The following is a 14477-nucleotide window of genomic DNA, read 5'->3' as shown; positions in this document are numbered from 1 at the left end:
GCCGCTCAAGATGTCGTCGAAATCAGCGCAGGAGCTGGAGCACGCTCTGCTGCGACTGGTTGGCGAGCGCCAGCGCGGACACCGCGATCGACTGGCGGGTCGACAGCGCCTGGCTGTTGGCCGCTTCCTCGTTGGTATCGGCCAGCGTCAGGTTGGACGAGCCGGTCTGCAGCACGTTGATCAGGTTCTTGTTGAAGTCCTGGCGGATCTGCACGACCGACAGGTTCGAACCGAGTGACGACGCCTGAGTACGAAGCGTGGTGCTGGCGGCGCTGAGCTTGACCAGTGCGGCGTTCGCGGACGAATTGTCCAGGAAGTCCGTGCCCGAGGTCAGCGAAGCAAGGCCGAGGCCCGCCGCGTTGAAGGTCACACCCTTGATGTTCAGGGTGGACTTGCCGGTCTCGTTGAAGGTCAGCTTGAGATCGTCACCGTTCAGCAGATTGATGCCGTTGAACGAGGCATCCTGAGAAGTCGTCGTGACCTGCGTGATGATGTCGTTGTACTGCTTCACCAGGCTCGAGCGAATGGTCTGCGAAGCCGTGTCGGCAACCGCCGCGACCACGGTCGTCGAAGCGGGCAGGAATGCCTTGCCCGCACCAATCGCGGTGCCACCGAGCGCGCCGACGGTGGCCGAAGCCTTATCGTTGGTCGTCGTGATCGTGATCGCGCCGGTGGTGTCGTTAACCGAAGCCTGCAGGTTGTTGGGTGCGAGAGCCGCGTTGAGTTCGGTCAGCGTGTCAACTTCGGCCCCACCGGTACCGAACGTGATGCTCGACGCCGTGCCGCCGCCGGTCGCTGCGATCGTCAGGACGTCGCCCTGCACAAGCGTTGCGCCTAGCAGGTTGGCTGCCGTTCCCCCGGCGTTCGCGCCGCTGGTGACGCTGGATTTGGTCGAATAACCGGCCGGGGCCTGCAGCACCTGGTTGGCGATCGACTTCGCGGTATCGACCAGCTTCTGCAGCGAGGTGATGCCGGTGTTGGCAGCCTGCAGAACCTGCACGCCGTTGCCAATGCTGTCGAGCAGGTTGTTGATGTCGCTGGCGCGGTTGTTGAGGCCCTGCGCGGTGAAAAAGTTGGTCGGGTTGTCGAGCGCCGAGTTGACCTTATTGCCAGTCGCAAGGCGATTCTGGGTGGTCGACAGCAGGTCGGCGGTGGACTGAAGCGAGAGCAGGTTCTGACGAACCGAGGCAGAGAGAACGATGGACATGTTTCAGACCTTTCTGGTGTGAAAATCGAGGAACAGTCGTTGTCCCAATCTTTTTCGATCGGGTGAGGCCAAACTGGAGCGAAGCCCCCTAAAGAGAAATGAATCGAAACTGGACTCCACCCGCGCCAAAAAAGGAACAAATTGCCTTCATTGACGCGCCTTACCTCGAAAAACCATTGATATTGCTGCACATTGGGCGACAGACGAAAAAGCAGCCGGTTGGCCTCGTTCACCAATGGTTAACTATAATGGGAAAGGATTGCGTTCGAATCGCCTGGAGGAGCGCCAGCGCGTAGCTGGCGGCACGCTTTCCCTCTTCAATGACTGCGCTTTCAAAACGGCGACGGAGAACAGGCATGGCCTTGAAGGTTGAACTCAAGCCGAACGAGCGGATCATCATCGGCGCCTGCGTGGTGACCAACACCGACCAGCGCGCGCGCCTGTTGATCGACGGCGACAGGATCCCGATCCTGCGCGAGAAAGACATCCTGACGCCCGAGACCGCCGATACGCCGGCCAAGCTGATCTATCTCTCGGTGCAACTGATGTATCTGTCGCCGGATCCGATGGCGCATCACCCGACCTATTTCAGCCTGGTGCGGGACATCCTGAGCACCATGCCGAGCGCGTGGCCTTTCATCGAAGGCATCAACAATAACATCCTGAACGGCGACCTGTACCACGCCCTGAAGGAATCAAAGAAGCTGATCGGCCACGAAGAAGAGCTGATCGCCGACGCAAGAAACCTGCGGGCAGCTAACTCCGGCAGCGAAGCCGATCGCAAGTCGGCCTGATCGGCACCGGACAATACCACAACGACAAAAGGCCTCCGCAAGGAGGCCTTTTTTGCGTGTCGGCGGAGCTATCAGCCGGCGATCATCAGAGATATTTGGTCAGCGAGGTCTGGTAGAGCATCGCTGTGGTTTGGTACGAGGCCTGCAGACTGGTCTGCAGTGCGAGAATCTTGGTCGCGACCTCGTCGTCGTTGATGCCCTCGATCGAATCCAGCATCGTCTGCGTGATCGTCTTGGTCTGGGCCTGGCGATCGGTGGCCGCCTTGATTGACGCCCCGGCGCCGGCGAAGTCGGCCTGGATGTCCTGGATCGACTGCGTCCCCGGCACGTCCGCGAGATTCTGGGCAATGCGCTGGTTCAGCGCAGCGATCTGCGCGTTGGCATTGGGATCGGTCACCGACGTCGTCACCGCGGCAAAAACCGCGACGGTCTGCAGTTGCGAGCGCAACGCCTGTTCGTCGGCGCGGGCGCCGTATTGCACCGTGATCGATTGATCGATCTGCGCGACGGCGGTACCGCGCGCGGAATCGGTGCCGGTTTCGCCCTGGTACCAACTGACAGTGTTCGCCGGCGTGCCCGCCACCAGTGTGGTCGCCGCGCCGAACGGTGTAGTGCCGACGCGCATCGGCGGTTGGTCGAAGAAATTGTCGCCAGCCGTCACCGCTGATGCCGCCACCAGCGGCCCATTGGCGAGCTTGCCGATCGAGGTATTGAGGGCGGCGTTGAGATTGGCAGCCGTCGCGGCCGGGTTGGCACCGATGGCGAAGGTGTTGGCCGGCAGCGGCGTCGCCGTCGAGGCCGTCAAAGTGATGTCCTCGGTGGTGCCATCCGGCAGATTGAAGGTGAACTTGACCGATTCGCCTTCAGCCGGGTTGGTGGCACCCAGATCAACCGACATCGCCGCCGGCGTGCCGGTCGGCTGGGTGATCGTTGCGCCCGTCAGCGTCGAGGTGATCGCATTGAGCTTGAGGCCGAACTCGGACGGCGAAGCGTCCTCGGCGATCTGTACTGATGTCACCGACGGCGCCGTCAACACGACGCGGCCAAGGCCGCTAGTGCCGACGTCAGCCTGCTTGCGCTCCAGGATCAATTGCTTGAGCCCGGCCTGGGCGCCGTTGCCGTTCATGATTACGTCGGCGGGAGTCACCGGCGGCGTGTCGGTGGCACGGCCGGAGAACAGGTAGCGATCGCCGGACTTGGCATTGAGCATATCGACGGAATCAAGGAACCCGAGCGATGCGGTTTTCTGTCCCGCGGTCTGGCCGGTGTTGTCGATCTCGCTGACCGCACTGACCGCGGCGCCCTTTACCGACGAGCCGACGTCGACAAGCCGCTGCAGCGACAGGTTGGCGACGCTGATGCGCGTGTTCAGGTTTACCGCGGTATCGGCATAGCCGGCCAGGCCGCTGAGCTGCGAGCGCAAGCCGATAGCGAGGCTGCGGCCACTGCCCTGCCCCGCATAGGTGTTGGAGATCTTGCCGCTCGCCAACTGCTGAGTCAGCGCGTCGAGCTGGCTGCGCAGATCAAGGATGCCTGAGCCGATGTAGGATGTCCGTCCGCTGACGCCGCTAATGGTCATGACTACCTCAAATCGCCTGCATCAGGGTCTTGTACATTTCGTTCACGGTCGACATCACACGCGCATTGGCCGAATACGAGTTTTGCAGCGACAGCAGATGCGCCATCTCCTCGTCGATGTTGACGCCCGAGGTCGACGACATCTTTTCCTGCAGCGTGTTGAGCACCACATCCTGTCCGCCGGCGAGTTGCGCCGCCGCGTCGGCGGCCGCGCCCTGCGAACTGGTGAACTGTTGCATGTAGCTCAGCAGCGTGCCCTTGAACGGCGCGCTGGCGCTGCCGACGCCCGATGCCGGCGAATATTGAAACTTTGCCGTGGTCAGTTGCGACAGAATGAAATCGGAACGCGTGGTGTCGCCCGCGGCCGTCGAGGCGCTGTAGAGCACGAGCTTGGAGGGATCCGCGACCAACCCGTTGTTGACGGTGAGACGTCCCGCGAAGCCCGTGATCTGCGAACCCGTCGCACCGATCGCGCCGGTGTAGGGCGAGCCGCTGTCAGTGAACAGCGAGAGCTCGGCGCTGCCGTTGGTCAGGTTGATTTGCGTCGTGGTGACCGAAGCTGCGTTGACCGTGGAGTTGCCGGCGCTGTTCAGCACCGTCAGCGTGGAGCCCGAGCCGGAGAACTGCAGGTCCGATCCGCCCAGCGCCGTGTTCAGTTGAGCAACGACGGAGGCCATGCCTCCCGAAAAATCGATACCGACCACCCGGTCGTTGGGATCGACGGTCGCACTGTTCGGCAGCGGCAGCACGCTGGCGTTGTCGACGCGCATAATCGATATCTGGCGCTGCGTATTGGTCGCGGTGTCGGTGTAGGTGACATGGATGACGTTGCCGGCCTTCAGGTCGGCAACATTCAAATCAAATCCCGACTGCGGGCCTGACGTCACCGCGGTGCCCGCGGTGGTCTTGTCCGACAGCGCACTGGACAGCGATGCCGCGAACTGGTCGAGCTGGTTCTGCGCCTCGACCAGCGACTTGTCGCGCAACTCCGTATAGGCGGCGATCTTACCCGACCTGATGCCGCCTGAGGCAGTTAGATCAATCGATCCGCCATTGGTATAGGAGATGACGACCGAGCCGAGGTTGCTTTTCGACGGGTCGGTGTTCCACTGCGTGTTGGGGGTGACCGTGCCCTGCGCATTGAATGAAAGCCTGGCGGCCTGGTTGCCCACGAGCTCCACGCCGGAGGTGGTGAAGACCGTAATCTGGTTGGCGCCGTTGGTGGTGACGCGAATGTCCATCAGTTCGGACAATTGCGTGATGTACTGATCGCGCTGGTCGAGCAATGCCGCCGTCGATGCGTCGGTCGAAGTCCCGCCGAGCGGATTGGCCGATAGTTGGTTGTTGATGGTCGCGATCTGCGACATCAGGTTGTTGGCGGTGTTGACGGAATCGCTGATGCCGTTTTCGGCTGCGCCGCGCAGCGTCTGAATGCCCTGCGTCATCGAATTGAGCTGGCTCGCCAGCACGTTCGCCGCGTTGACGACGCCGATCCGCGCCGACTGGCTGTCGGCGCTGGTCGACAGCGCCTGTACCGCCGTGGTCAGCTTGTTGAACGCATCTTCGAGCGTGCCGACCGAACCCGGGTTGCCGTAGAGGCTCTGCAGTTGCTGCAGAAAGTTGGATCGCAGCGAGGCATAGCCGGCGCCGGAGGTCTCCGTGCGTAGCTGTGCCTGGATATACTGATCCAGCTCGCGGTTGACGCCAACGCTCCGGACGTTGCTGCCAAAGGCCCCGGCATCGGTCGCGACCTGATTCAGTGTCTTGCGAACGTAGCCGGGCGTTTCCGCGTTGGCGACATTCGACGACACCAGTGACATCGCGGCCTGATTGGTGCGCAGGCCGGACATCGCAATGGAGAGTGCGTCGCTGAGACTCATGACAAACTACCGCTCTCGGAAACCGCCACGGAATACTGCGTGGACTATCGCATCACGTTCAGAAGATCCTGGACCATCGTGTTCGCCGTCGTGATCACCTTGGTGTTGGCCGAGTAGGCCTGCTGCGTCACGATCAGCTTGGTGAACTCGTCGGCGATGTCGGTGTTGGACGATTCCAGCGACGAGCCGGAAATGTTGCCACCCTTGCCGTAGAGGGCTTCACCGGATTCGTTGGTGACCTCGAACGCACCGCCATCGATACGCTTCAGGAAGTCGGCGCCGTTGAAGGTCGCCACGCTGACCTCCGCCAGATCGATGTTGCGGCCATTGGAGTAGCTGCCGACGACGCGGCCTTCGTTGCTGACCGATACGCTCTGCAGTTGACCGGCCGCGTAGCCGTCCTGCTGCAACTGGTTCACCTGAGCATTACCGTTGGTATCAGCGAATTGCGTGAGACCACCGGTGCCGAAGGCCATTGTGACATTGCCGAGGCTGGTGCCGGCGACCGTCAAACCGGTCAATGTAATCTGGCCGACAACCGGCTGCATCTGGCCGTTGGTGCCGAACTTGAAATCGGTGCCGACGTTTTGCCAGGAGACGGTGTTGCCGGTGGCGCCGGGATTGACCTGATAGAACAAGTTCCAGGTGTCCGTTGCGCCCTGTGTGGCCGATTCCACTTTGGCCCATCTGAATTGCAAGGCGACTGGAGCGCCGTTGCCGTCGTAGGCGGTGCTGGTGCCGCCGCTGATAGACTCGTCGAGAAACGCCTTATTGTCGCTGCCGATCACGATGCCGGTACCAGCCGTGCCGCCGCCACCGCGAAGCCCCGTGACGGTGCCCGTGAAGCCGAGCGCCTGGAATGCCGATACAGCCGATGCCGACGCACCGGCCGCAAGGGTAAAGTCGTTCGTGGTACCGGTATTGAGCGTGATGGCCCCTGCAGCGGAGACGCTCGAAGCAGGCGCACCGCCCGTGAGGCCATCGATCGTGGTCAGCAGGCCTCCAACTGTCGCGGTGGCAAGGTCGATGAAAGTGGTGCCGGCTACCGGAGCAGGCGCAGCACCGGTGTAGAAGGACAGTGTGTTGGTCGTCGTGACGCCACCGGTGGTGGTCTTGAGCACGAGCGTATCGCCGTTTGCAAATCCAGCAGGAAGTGAGTTGGTGCCGGACGTGCTTGTGAGCAACGTGCCTGCCGATATCGGCTGCGGTATCGTCTCATAGTTGTTCCGCGCGTTACCCAGCACGGCCGTATTGGAATACGGGGTCGCAGGGGTCCCGAGGATTCTCGGATTTGAAATGAAGTCGGCCGGCCGCAGCAACTCCGATCCCGGCACCGAGGTGTCGTGCTTGTTGGTCAGCGGGTAGCTCGCAAGGTTGGCGCGGTAGTCGATCTTGGTTGTTGCCTGCGACGGCAGAAAGTCATTCTGGAAGCGCAGAACCTGCGGCACGCTGCCGCTCGGATTGCCCGTGGTCGGATCGATCGGCACGCCTTCCAGATAGTAGCCGGCGCCATTGACGAGGTAGCCGTTCTTGTCGAGCGAGAAGTCACCGCGCCGCGTGTAACGATTGATGCCGTCGAACACCGGGTTGTTGTCGGAGATGCTGCCGGGCTTCTGCACCGCAAAGAAGCCGTCGCCGTTGATCGCCATGTAAGTCGATACCGCCGCCGACTGCACCGACCCTGCGATGGTGTTGGTGCTGCGCGAGCCGGCGGTGACGCTGCCCGCGAGTTGCGCGGTGCTACCGGTGTCGGGAATGATATCCATGAAACTGGTGTCGATCCGCTTGAAGGCGGTCGTTTGCGAGTTCGCGATGTTGCCGGAAATGTTTTCTAGGGCGTAGGAATTCGCCCGCAGGCCCGCGACGGACGTGGTGAGAGCGCCGAAGATACCCATTACATCGTCTCCAACTTCGATCCGGGCGGCGTGCCGGTGTTTGCCAAAATTCAGGGCCGCAATCGAAGGAAGACGTCGCAAGCGTTATGCCAACATAGAAAATATATTTATATCAATATCTTAAATGAAAAACCCCGGTCCAAGGACCGGGGCACAATTGCCGGGCGGGCAACAATTGCCGGGCAGCAGAGGTGGAATCGGTCAGGTCGCCGACGCCATGGCCGGGTGAAACACCATCCCAAATCCGTCGATGCAGTAGCGCAACCCCGTCGGTTTCGGTCCATCGTTGAAGACGTGACCGAGATGGCCGCCGCAGCGCCTGCAATGCACCTCGGTGCGCAGCATGCCGTAGGTGCGGTCCTCGGTCTTGCCGAGCGCGTTGTCGAGCGGCTGGTAGAAACTCGGCCAGCCGGTGCCGCTCTCGAATTTCGTCTCCGAGGCGAACAGCGGCAGGTCGCAACCGGCACAGGCAAAGATGCCCTTGCGGTGCTCTTTCAGAAGCGGGCTCGAGCCCGGACGCTCGGTGCCGTGCTTGCGCAGGATTTCATATTGCTGCGGCGTCAGCTGCGCGCGCCACTCGGCGTCGGTCTTTTCGACCTCGAACTTCTCGGCGGCCTGCGCGGGCGTTGTGCGCAACCAGCGGAAGGCCACAAGGCCGAACAGGCCGGCCACAGATGCAAGCAGGATACGGCGGTCGATCATCGGGGTCTCCGTGCGAGGCGGAACAAGGTGGTTCGCCATCAAATACGGCGCGCGCGTGCGGAAGTTACACGGATCCGTCCCGAATTCGCTCACTTTCCTGCGAGGTCACGATCGGCGGTATTGCAGCTTCCGCGGCTTCCGACGGCGGCTGCGGGCGGACCGGCCGCGACGGTCCCGGCGGCGGACGGCGACGGAGCGGCGGCCTGGTTCCAGCCTGCCGGCTGGCCTCGGCCACCCGCGCCTCGCGAATCCGCTCCTTGGCGCGCATGCCTTCCCGATAACGGGCCAGCGCGCCCGCGGCGGCTGAACTGCCCCGCCCCCACATGCCGATCAGGTGACCGGCGACCCGCCCGGTCGTGCCGCCTGCCCAGACCAGTTCGAACGGCGAAAACAGCCGCCAGCGCTCGTCGCCCCACAGAATGCTGCGCGCCACCAATTGCCCCGCCATCGCCGCGGTATTCATCCCCTGGCGGCCGAAGCCGGAGGCGACCCACAATCCTTTCCGCAACTGGCCGATCTGCGGCATGCCGTGGACGGTCACACCGACGGCGCCGCCGAAGACGTCGGATATTCCGACCTTGCCGAGCTTTGGAAAAATGGTGGAGATCCGCTGCTGGATGGTCGCGCCGAAGCGGCGCGGCCGCGCGTCCCACGTCGTTTCCGGACTGGCCCACATCAGGCGGTCGCCTTCCACGATCCGGAAATGATCGATGCCGTCGCTGTCGCTAACAGACCCCTGAAAGGTGATGGCGTCAGTGAGGCGCGCGCCGAGCGGTTCGGTCACGGCGGCATAGCGCCAGACCGGCAGCAGCGTTTCCGACAGCCGCCGCAGCGGCGCCCCGAGATGGATGTTGCCGGCCAGCACGATGTGCGATGCGCGAAGCCGCGCCGACGGCGTCACGATGCGCTTGCGAATGCCCGAAGGATCGATGCTGACCACGGGCGTGTCCTCGAAGATGCGCGCCCCTGCCCGCCTTGCGAGCGCCGCCAGGCCATGGACATATTTGCGGCCGTCGACCTGAAACGCCTTGGGGTAATAGATGCCGTGGAAATAGTGCCCGGTCTTGAGCTGATCGCGCACCCGATCGACCTGCCAGCCCTCGACTTCGGTCTCGAAATCCTCGCTCAGCGTCTGCAGCCGGCTGATCAGCGTTTCGCCGGCATCGACATTGGAGACTTCCAGTGCCCCCTCGGTCAGCGCAATGCCCGGCATCGCCTCCTCGGTCGCTACCGCGCGAATGTAATCAGCGCCCTCCTTCGACAGCGCCCAGAGCTCGCGGGCATCCTCAAGGCCGACGCGCTCGATCAACTCGCCGATCGGAAGGCTATAGCCCGGCATGACGGTACCGAGCTGGTTGCCGGACGCGTTCCAGCCGACGTGGCGGCCCTCGAGCACGGCAACGCTGGCGCCAAGGCGCGCGGCCTCCAGTGCCACGGTCAGGCCGGCGAGGCCTGCTCCGACCACGCAGATGTCGACATCGAGGTCGAACGACAGGCGGGAGCGAAACGGCGCGTCGTCGTCCGGACCGTTGGTCGCACTTGTGAAAGTCTCTGCCATGGCGTTTTCTTACGGACCGCTGCGGCGCTTGTCACCTTGTCCTGGGCATGAGCCTGTAGATTAATTCAGGCCGAAACGAATCGAGATTGCTGCCCATGCGCCGTTTGATGCTGCTGCGTCACGCCAAGACCGAACACGACGCGCCCTCGGGGCACGACCAGGACCGCCGTCTCGACGACCGCGGCCGGCTGGATGCTGCCGCCGTCGGTGGCTGGATCGGCCGGCACCTGCCCGTTCCCGACATGGTTCTGGTCTCAACCGCGGTGCGGACGCTGCAGACCTGGGAGATCGTCCGGCAGGCAATGCAGGATGCGGCCAAGGATTTCGCCCCGCCGCAGGTCGAGTTCCTGGCCGAACTCTACGGCGCCGACCCGACGCATCTCCTGCAGATCATCCGCATGGCCGAAGCCACCGATCCGAAGCGGTTGATGGTGATCGGCCACAATCCCGGCATGCATGAACTGGCGCTGGCGCTATCCGGCAGCGGCGATGCGGCCGCGAAAAAAGCCCTCAATGACAATCTGCCGACCAGCGGCCTTGCGATCCTCGATTTTGCGATCGAGGACTGGAACGAGGTGGCGTTTCGCCGCGGCAACCTCGTGCGCTTCACCAGCCCGAAACTGCTGAGACAGACGTCGGACGACTAGCCCAGAGATAAAATCGCGAAAACAACCCCATGCAAAGTAGGCCGGGCGGACATCCGGTCGCCCTCATGCTAGGCTCGTTTCCGACAGGAGGCGCGGATGTTCAAATCCATTCTGGTGCCGCTCGATCTCGCCGACACCGATCTGGCGAAGCCCGCGATCGCAACAGCGGCAACGCTGTCACAGACCTGGAGCGGCACGGTGCGGCTGCTCAACGTCATGCCGATGACGCCGGTGATGCTGGCGGAATATGTGCCGGCCGATTTCGACGCCCAGCAGCGCCAGACCTCGGAAGAGGCGCTCGCGATCGTGGCGCAGGAATCCGGCATCGAGGCGTCGCGCATTTCCGCCGTGGTGCGGCAAGGCGGTATCTATCACGAGATCCTGGAAGAGGCTGCGGCGATCAAGGCCGATTTGATCGTGATGACGTCGCACCGGCCGGCGATGCGGACCTATTTTCTCGGCTCCAATGCCGGCCACGTGGTGCGCTACGCCAAATGCTCGGTGCTGGTGGTCCGGCATTGATGCAGCGATAGCGATACGCAGTCACAATGCAGCCCGGCCGATCGACCGGGCCGCAATTCTGTGTTGGTCCAGATCAAGGCACGCAGCCTTTACCGGAGCCGCCCGAGATCCGGGTCTGCGAGACCCCAAACCGCCTGCTCGATGTGGCTGCGGGTTATTCCGATATCGCGGAGTTCACGATCGTCCAGCTGGCGCAGCGCTTTGACCGCCGCCCGGCGATCCAGATACGCGGCGATTACATGCGCCCAGATCCCGAATCGGCGGAGAAATCCGCTCGATGCGAAGGGAATGGCAGGCTGGGCTGCAGCTTGGGACATCATGGTCATTGGTCTTCTCCAGTTGGCTTTCACGCGGCAAGGCGATGCCGCCGACGCAATCGCTGGGAATCAGCGGCAGCGCCTTTAGGTCTGATTGTTTGCACTCTCCTCAGTGCAATCTCAGGCTTGATAGGTTCAAAATGATCCGGTACATTCCTCGGTGCAAGTAAAACATTGCTCTCGGTGCAATTATGTCAAAGTTCGAATATCTCAGGCTTGCCGATGCCGTTGCCTCCGAGATCGCCAATGGCGGGCTCAAACCGGGCGATCGCCTGCCGCCGCAGCGCAGTTTCGCCTATGAGCGCAAGATCGCGGTCTCCACCGCGAGCCGCGTCTACACGGAATTGTTACGGCGAGGCCTCGTGGTCGGCGAAGTCGGACGCGGCACGTTCATTTCCGGACAGGCGCCCCGCGCGATCACCACGCTGACCGAACCACGCGGCGCCCGCATCGATCTGGAAGTCAATTATCCGCTGCTGCCGACACAATCGGCCCTGATCGCGAAAAGCCTTGAGGGACTGGAGCGGCCGGAAGCCCTCGAAATCGCGTTGCGGCAAGGCACCAGCGCCGGCACGCAAGCGGCAAGAAACATCGCGGCGGACTTCCTCTCCCAAAACGGCTGGTCGGCGCGCGCGGAGCAGATCGTCTTCACCGCCAACGGCCGGCAATGCATCGCCGCCGCCTTGGCCGCGATCGTACCGGCCGGCGGCCGTTGCGGCGTGGAGGCCCTGACCTATCCTTTCATCAAGGGCATCGCCGCCCGGATCGGCGTGACACTGGTGCCGCTGACGATGGACGAGCACGGCGTGCGTCCCGACGCCGTGCAAAAGGCGCACCGAGAAGCGCATCTGTCGGCGCTGTACATCCAGCCGACGGTTCAGAATCCATTGGGCATGACCATGCCGGCCTCGCGCCGCACCGAGTTGCTGCGCGTCGTCGAGAAACTCGATCTCACCATCATCGAAGATGCGGTCTATGGATTCCTCGACGACGAGGCACCGCTGGCGGCATTGGCACCCGATCGCTGCGTCGTGCTCGACAGCCTTTCCAAGAAGGTCGCACCGGGTCTGGCGCTCGGCTTCATCGTGCCGCCGCCACGTTTGCGCGAGAGTATCATGGCATCGGTTCGTTCCGGCGGATGGACGGCCTCGGGATACGCCTTCGCGGCCGGGCAACGCATGATGGCCGACGGCACCGCGTCCGAACTCGTCAGATTAAAGCGCATCGATGCGCAGCGGCGTCAGCACATTGCCGCCGAACGGCTGGCCGGCTTCGAGTTGCAGGCCAACCCGAAATCCTACCATCTGTGGCTGACGCTGCCGCATCACTGGCGGTCGCAGACCTTCGTCGCCGCCGCAGCCCGCCGGGACATCGCGTTGACGCCCTCGTCGACCTTTGCGGTGAGCCCCGGACATGCGCCGAACGCAATAAGGCTGGCGCTGGCCGCACCGCCCGTCGACCAGCTCGATGCGGCGCTGCGCACGCTGGCGGGAATGCTGCGCGCGAGCGAAGAAGATTTCGAATCGACCGAATAGACCGGTCGCCCGCACCTCACGGCCACTCGGCGATGAAGCCATTCGCCTTGTACGGCTCGATCTTGTCCCATTCACAGAGCATGCGCCGCCTGAATTCGGGATCGGTGTGCCAGAGCGACCGCGGTGTCGCAAAGCCGTCGACCGTGACCAGCATTTTCTCCACTTCCGGCCAGTGCCGATGCAGCGTCATCGGATAGCGGCGCGCGGTCCAGGTATTGCCGAGGCAAATCACGCTGCGAACATGCGCAAGCCCCAGCGCGGCATCGATCACCGGGAGCGAGAAGATCACATTCTCGCCGGTGTTCATCGCGCGATCTTCCCGCAGGATCCGCCCGGGCGGGATGCCGCGCGCGATCATCGCATCGGCAATGATTTCGCATTCCGAACGCTCCGCCCCCGGCGTGGTGCCCCCGCTGACGATCGAGCAGCGAAAGTACCCGTCGCGCCACAGCCTGAAAGCCTCATCGACGCGCTCCCTGACATCGACGCGGGTGCCGAACACGAACAAGAGATCAGCCGGCTTCAGCGGCGTGCGGATCAAATGCTGCGCATTGATGGCGGCAATCTCGGCCTCGGTCGGCAATCGCGTGCTTCGATCCGTCACTTCGTGCTCGCAGCAATGCTCATCCAACCGCGGGGAACGCATTGGCACGTTGCCGCATGCGGCGCGCCTCGCAAAGTCACATTTGATTGCGCTTGATTGCGGAAACTACGGCAGCAATGCTTGCGGCAAATGATCGAAGTCGTAAGCGCGCGGCCGGTTACGCTTGATGAAGCCGCCGATCTGCCAGCTGAACAGCGCGACGAAGCCAACCAGAAACAACGCGCCGTACCATTCACCGGTCGCGAACGCGCGCACCAGAAGTCCGGTCATCGCGATGCCGAGCAACGTCACCATCGCAAGGGCCGCGGCGTAGGTGATCCGTCCGATACCGGCGATCAACGCGGCCTTGCTGCCCGCGTTCGCCATACGCCGATGCAACTCGGTGATGAAGGCACGATAGTCGCGATCCTGCGGCACCATCAGCGAGACGGTTTGCCAGGTGGTCGAGAGAATGGTGATGCGTCCACCATCCCTGCCCTGAAGGTCGGCGCGGAAACGGCGGGACTGCATCGACGACGGCTTGTAACTGAGGCGGATCGCCGCGATGTCGGCGTAACCCCAGACACCGGACTTGCCCGAGATATGCCAGGACAAGCCGGCATCGGTCAGCTTGAATTCATGCGCCGATCCGATCAGCGACGCCTTGTAGACATAGCGGGTTTCGGGCGCGCTATCGCCCGATGTCTCCGTCCTGTCCGGTAGTGAGGTTGGCAATTCAAAAATCCCGGTAGCGGCCGAGCGCGCAGCTTGCGCGGCCAGCCGGCTTTACCTTACAAGCAGGCCATGGCCGATACGACCTATTTTCCGCGACGCCTGATTCTGGCCGGCGCGATGATATCCGGGGTGCTGCTGGCGCTTGCCGTTCACATGCTCGGCGCACGCTACGGCCTCGATCTCGGCGGCCTGTGGCGATCCGATACCCGTGAATTCATGCCCGCGGGCGCGGCCATTGCGTGGTGGCTGATTGCGAGCGTCGGGTTTTGCGGCGGCTATTTCACCGCCAATCTGATGCACAGTGCGGTGTCCGGCCAAATCCCGCAGCGGATGCGCCAGTTCCTGATCGCGGTCGGCGTGCTGATCCTGGCCGGCGCCGGCCAGGCAGCCTCCGCGCCGAGCCCGATCCCGACGATTTCGGGCGTGCTTTCGGGTCTTGCGGCGTTATGCCTCGGCGCCGTGATGGCATTCTGCGGCGCGCATTTCGCGCTGCGTAAAGCGTAACTTCAAACCCGATTCTTTTT

14 protein-coding genes are annotated in these 14477 nt (G+C 63.1%); 5 read left to right on the top strand and 9 right to left on the bottom strand.

The annotated features are described in order from the left end of the window. Nucleotides 1-22 precede the first annotated feature (22 nt). On the bottom strand, nt 23-1207 hold the full coding sequence (locus JQ600_RS16350; protein WP_212264265.1) for a flagellin: 1185 nt from the start codon (nt 1205-1207) through the stop codon (nt 23-25). 356 nt (nt 1208-1563) lie between these two features. Here JQ600_RS16350 and flbT point away from each other — a divergent pair, with 356 nt between their 5' ends. Further along, the gene (gene flbT, locus JQ600_RS16345; RefSeq protein WP_212264264.1) at nt 1564-2001 is read left to right on the top strand and encodes a flagellar biosynthesis repressor FlbT; all 438 of its coding nucleotides are present in this window, start codon (nt 1564-1566) and stop codon (nt 1999-2001) included. Between the two features lie 85 nt (nt 2002-2086). Here flbT and JQ600_RS16340 read toward each other — a convergent pair whose 3' ends face one another. From JQ600_RS16340 to JQ600_RS16320, 5 genes are all read right to left on the bottom strand, one after another. Continuing rightward, nucleotides 2087-3580: a flagellar biosynthesis protein FlgL gene (locus JQ600_RS16340; RefSeq protein ID WP_212264263.1), complete on the bottom strand. Its 1494-nt coding sequence runs from the start codon at nt 3578-3580 to the stop codon at nt 2087-2089. A 7-nt stretch (nt 3581-3587) separates the two neighbouring features. Further along, on the bottom strand, nt 3588-5459 hold the full coding sequence (gene flgK, locus JQ600_RS16335) for a flagellar hook-associated protein FlgK (protein ID WP_212391667.1): 1872 nt from the start codon (nt 5457-5459) through the stop codon (nt 3588-3590). A 44-nt stretch (nt 5460-5503) separates the two neighbouring features. Continuing rightward, nucleotides 5504-7354 (bottom strand): flagellar hook protein FlgE, encoded by a 1851-nt coding sequence (locus JQ600_RS16330; RefSeq protein ID WP_212038767.1) that lies wholly within the window; start codon nt 7352-7354, stop codon nt 5504-5506. A 201-nt stretch (nt 7355-7555) separates the two neighbouring features. After that, a complete protein-coding gene (msrB, locus tag JQ600_RS16325; RefSeq protein ID WP_212391665.1) occupies nt 7556-8056 on the bottom strand; it encodes a peptide-methionine (R)-S-oxide reductase MsrB in 501 nt (166 codons plus the stop codon). Nucleotides 8057-8120: 64 nt separating this feature from the next. After that, the gene (locus JQ600_RS16320) at nt 8121-9614 is read right to left on the bottom strand and encodes an FAD-binding oxidoreductase (protein WP_212391663.1); all 1494 of its coding nucleotides are present in this window, start codon (nt 9612-9614) and stop codon (nt 8121-8123) included. Nucleotides 9615-9709: 95 nt separating this feature from the next. Between JQ600_RS16320 and JQ600_RS16315 the strand changes: the two genes are divergently transcribed. Continuing rightward, nucleotides 9710-10261: a histidine phosphatase family protein gene (locus tag JQ600_RS16315; protein ID WP_212391661.1), complete on the top strand. Its 552-nt coding sequence runs from the start codon at nt 9710-9712 to the stop codon at nt 10259-10261. Nucleotides 10262-10357: 96 nt separating this feature from the next. Continuing rightward, nucleotides 10358-10783 (top strand): universal stress protein, encoded by a 426-nt coding sequence (locus tag JQ600_RS16310; protein ID WP_211998895.1) that lies wholly within the window; start codon nt 10358-10360, stop codon nt 10781-10783. Between the two features lie 89 nt (nt 10784-10872). On the opposite strand, the gene JQ600_RS16305 is transcribed toward JQ600_RS16310, so the two are convergent. Then, nucleotides 10873-11109, bottom strand: coding sequence for a DUF1127 domain-containing protein (locus JQ600_RS16305; RefSeq protein ID WP_212264258.1), 237 nt, complete (start codon nt 11107-11109; stop codon nt 10873-10875). Nucleotides 11110-11291: 182 nt separating this feature from the next. On the opposite strand from JQ600_RS16305, the gene JQ600_RS16300 reads away from it, so the two are divergent. After that, nucleotides 11292-12635, top strand: coding sequence for a PLP-dependent aminotransferase family protein (locus JQ600_RS16300; RefSeq protein ID WP_212391659.1), 1344 nt, complete (start codon nt 11292-11294; stop codon nt 12633-12635). 16 nt (nt 12636-12651) lie between these two features. On the opposite strand, the gene JQ600_RS16295 is transcribed toward JQ600_RS16300, so the two are convergent. Together JQ600_RS16295 and JQ600_RS16290 are read right to left on the bottom strand one after the other, a co-directional pair. Then, nucleotides 12652-13239: a YdcF family protein gene (locus tag JQ600_RS16295; RefSeq protein WP_212391657.1), complete on the bottom strand. Its 588-nt coding sequence runs from the start codon at nt 13237-13239 to the stop codon at nt 12652-12654. Nucleotides 13240-13344: 105 nt separating this feature from the next. Continuing rightward, on the bottom strand, nt 13345-13953 hold the full coding sequence (locus JQ600_RS16290; RefSeq protein WP_212391655.1) for a hypothetical protein: 609 nt from the start codon (nt 13951-13953) through the stop codon (nt 13345-13347). Between the two features lie 69 nt (nt 13954-14022). On the opposite strand from JQ600_RS16290, the gene JQ600_RS16285 reads away from it, so the two are divergent. Further along, nucleotides 14023-14457: a hypothetical protein gene (locus JQ600_RS16285; RefSeq protein WP_212391653.1), complete on the top strand. Its 435-nt coding sequence runs from the start codon at nt 14023-14025 to the stop codon at nt 14455-14457. The last annotated feature ends 20 nt before the right edge of the window (nt 14458-14477 follow it).

This window comes from Bradyrhizobium sp. AUGA SZCCT0176 (assembly GCF_018130145.1).
Taxonomy (GTDB): Bacteria; Pseudomonadota; Alphaproteobacteria; order Rhizobiales; family Xanthobacteraceae; genus Bradyrhizobium.
Note: the sequence above shows the minus strand (reverse complement) of the source record. Positions and strands in the feature narration are given on the sequence as shown.

Coding starts and splice junctions, on each gene's coding strand:
- JQ600_RS16300 (WP_212391659.1), top strand. CDS start 11,292: ATGTCAAAGTTCGAATATCTCAGGCTTGCCGATGCCGTTGCCTCCGAG.
- JQ600_RS16305 (WP_212264258.1), bottom strand. CDS start 11,109: ATGACCATGATGTCCCAAGCTGCAGCCCAGCCTGCCATTCCCTTCGCA.
- JQ600_RS16315 (WP_212391661.1), top strand. CDS start 9,710: ATGCGCCGTTTGATGCTGCTGCGTCACGCCAAGACCGAACACGACGCG.
- JQ600_RS16350 (WP_212264265.1), bottom strand. CDS start 1,207: ATGTCCATCGTTCTCTCTGCCTCGGTTCGTCAGAACCTGCTCTCGCTT.
- flbT (WP_212264264.1), top strand. CDS start 1,564: ATGGCCTTGAAGGTTGAACTCAAGCCGAACGAGCGGATCATCATCGGC.
- JQ600_RS16320 (WP_212391663.1), bottom strand. CDS start 9,614: ATGGCAGAGACTTTCACAAGTGCGACCAACGGTCCGGACGACGACGCG.
- flgK (WP_212391667.1), bottom strand. CDS start 5,459: ATGAGTCTCAGCGACGCACTCTCCATTGCGATGTCCGGCCTGCGCACC.
- JQ600_RS16330 (WP_212038767.1), bottom strand. CDS start 7,354: ATGGGTATCTTCGGCGCTCTCACCACGTCCGTCGCGGGCCTGCGGGCG.
- msrB (WP_212391665.1), bottom strand. CDS start 8,056: ATGATCGACCGCCGTATCCTGCTTGCATCTGTGGCCGGCCTGTTCGGC.
- JQ600_RS16285 (WP_212391653.1), top strand. CDS start 14,023: ATGGCCGATACGACCTATTTTCCGCGACGCCTGATTCTGGCCGGCGCG.
- JQ600_RS16310 (WP_211998895.1), top strand. CDS start 10,358: ATGTTCAAATCCATTCTGGTGCCGCTCGATCTCGCCGACACCGATCTG.
- JQ600_RS16340 (WP_212264263.1), bottom strand. CDS start 3,580: ATGACCATTAGCGGCGTCAGCGGACGGACATCCTACATCGGCTCAGGC.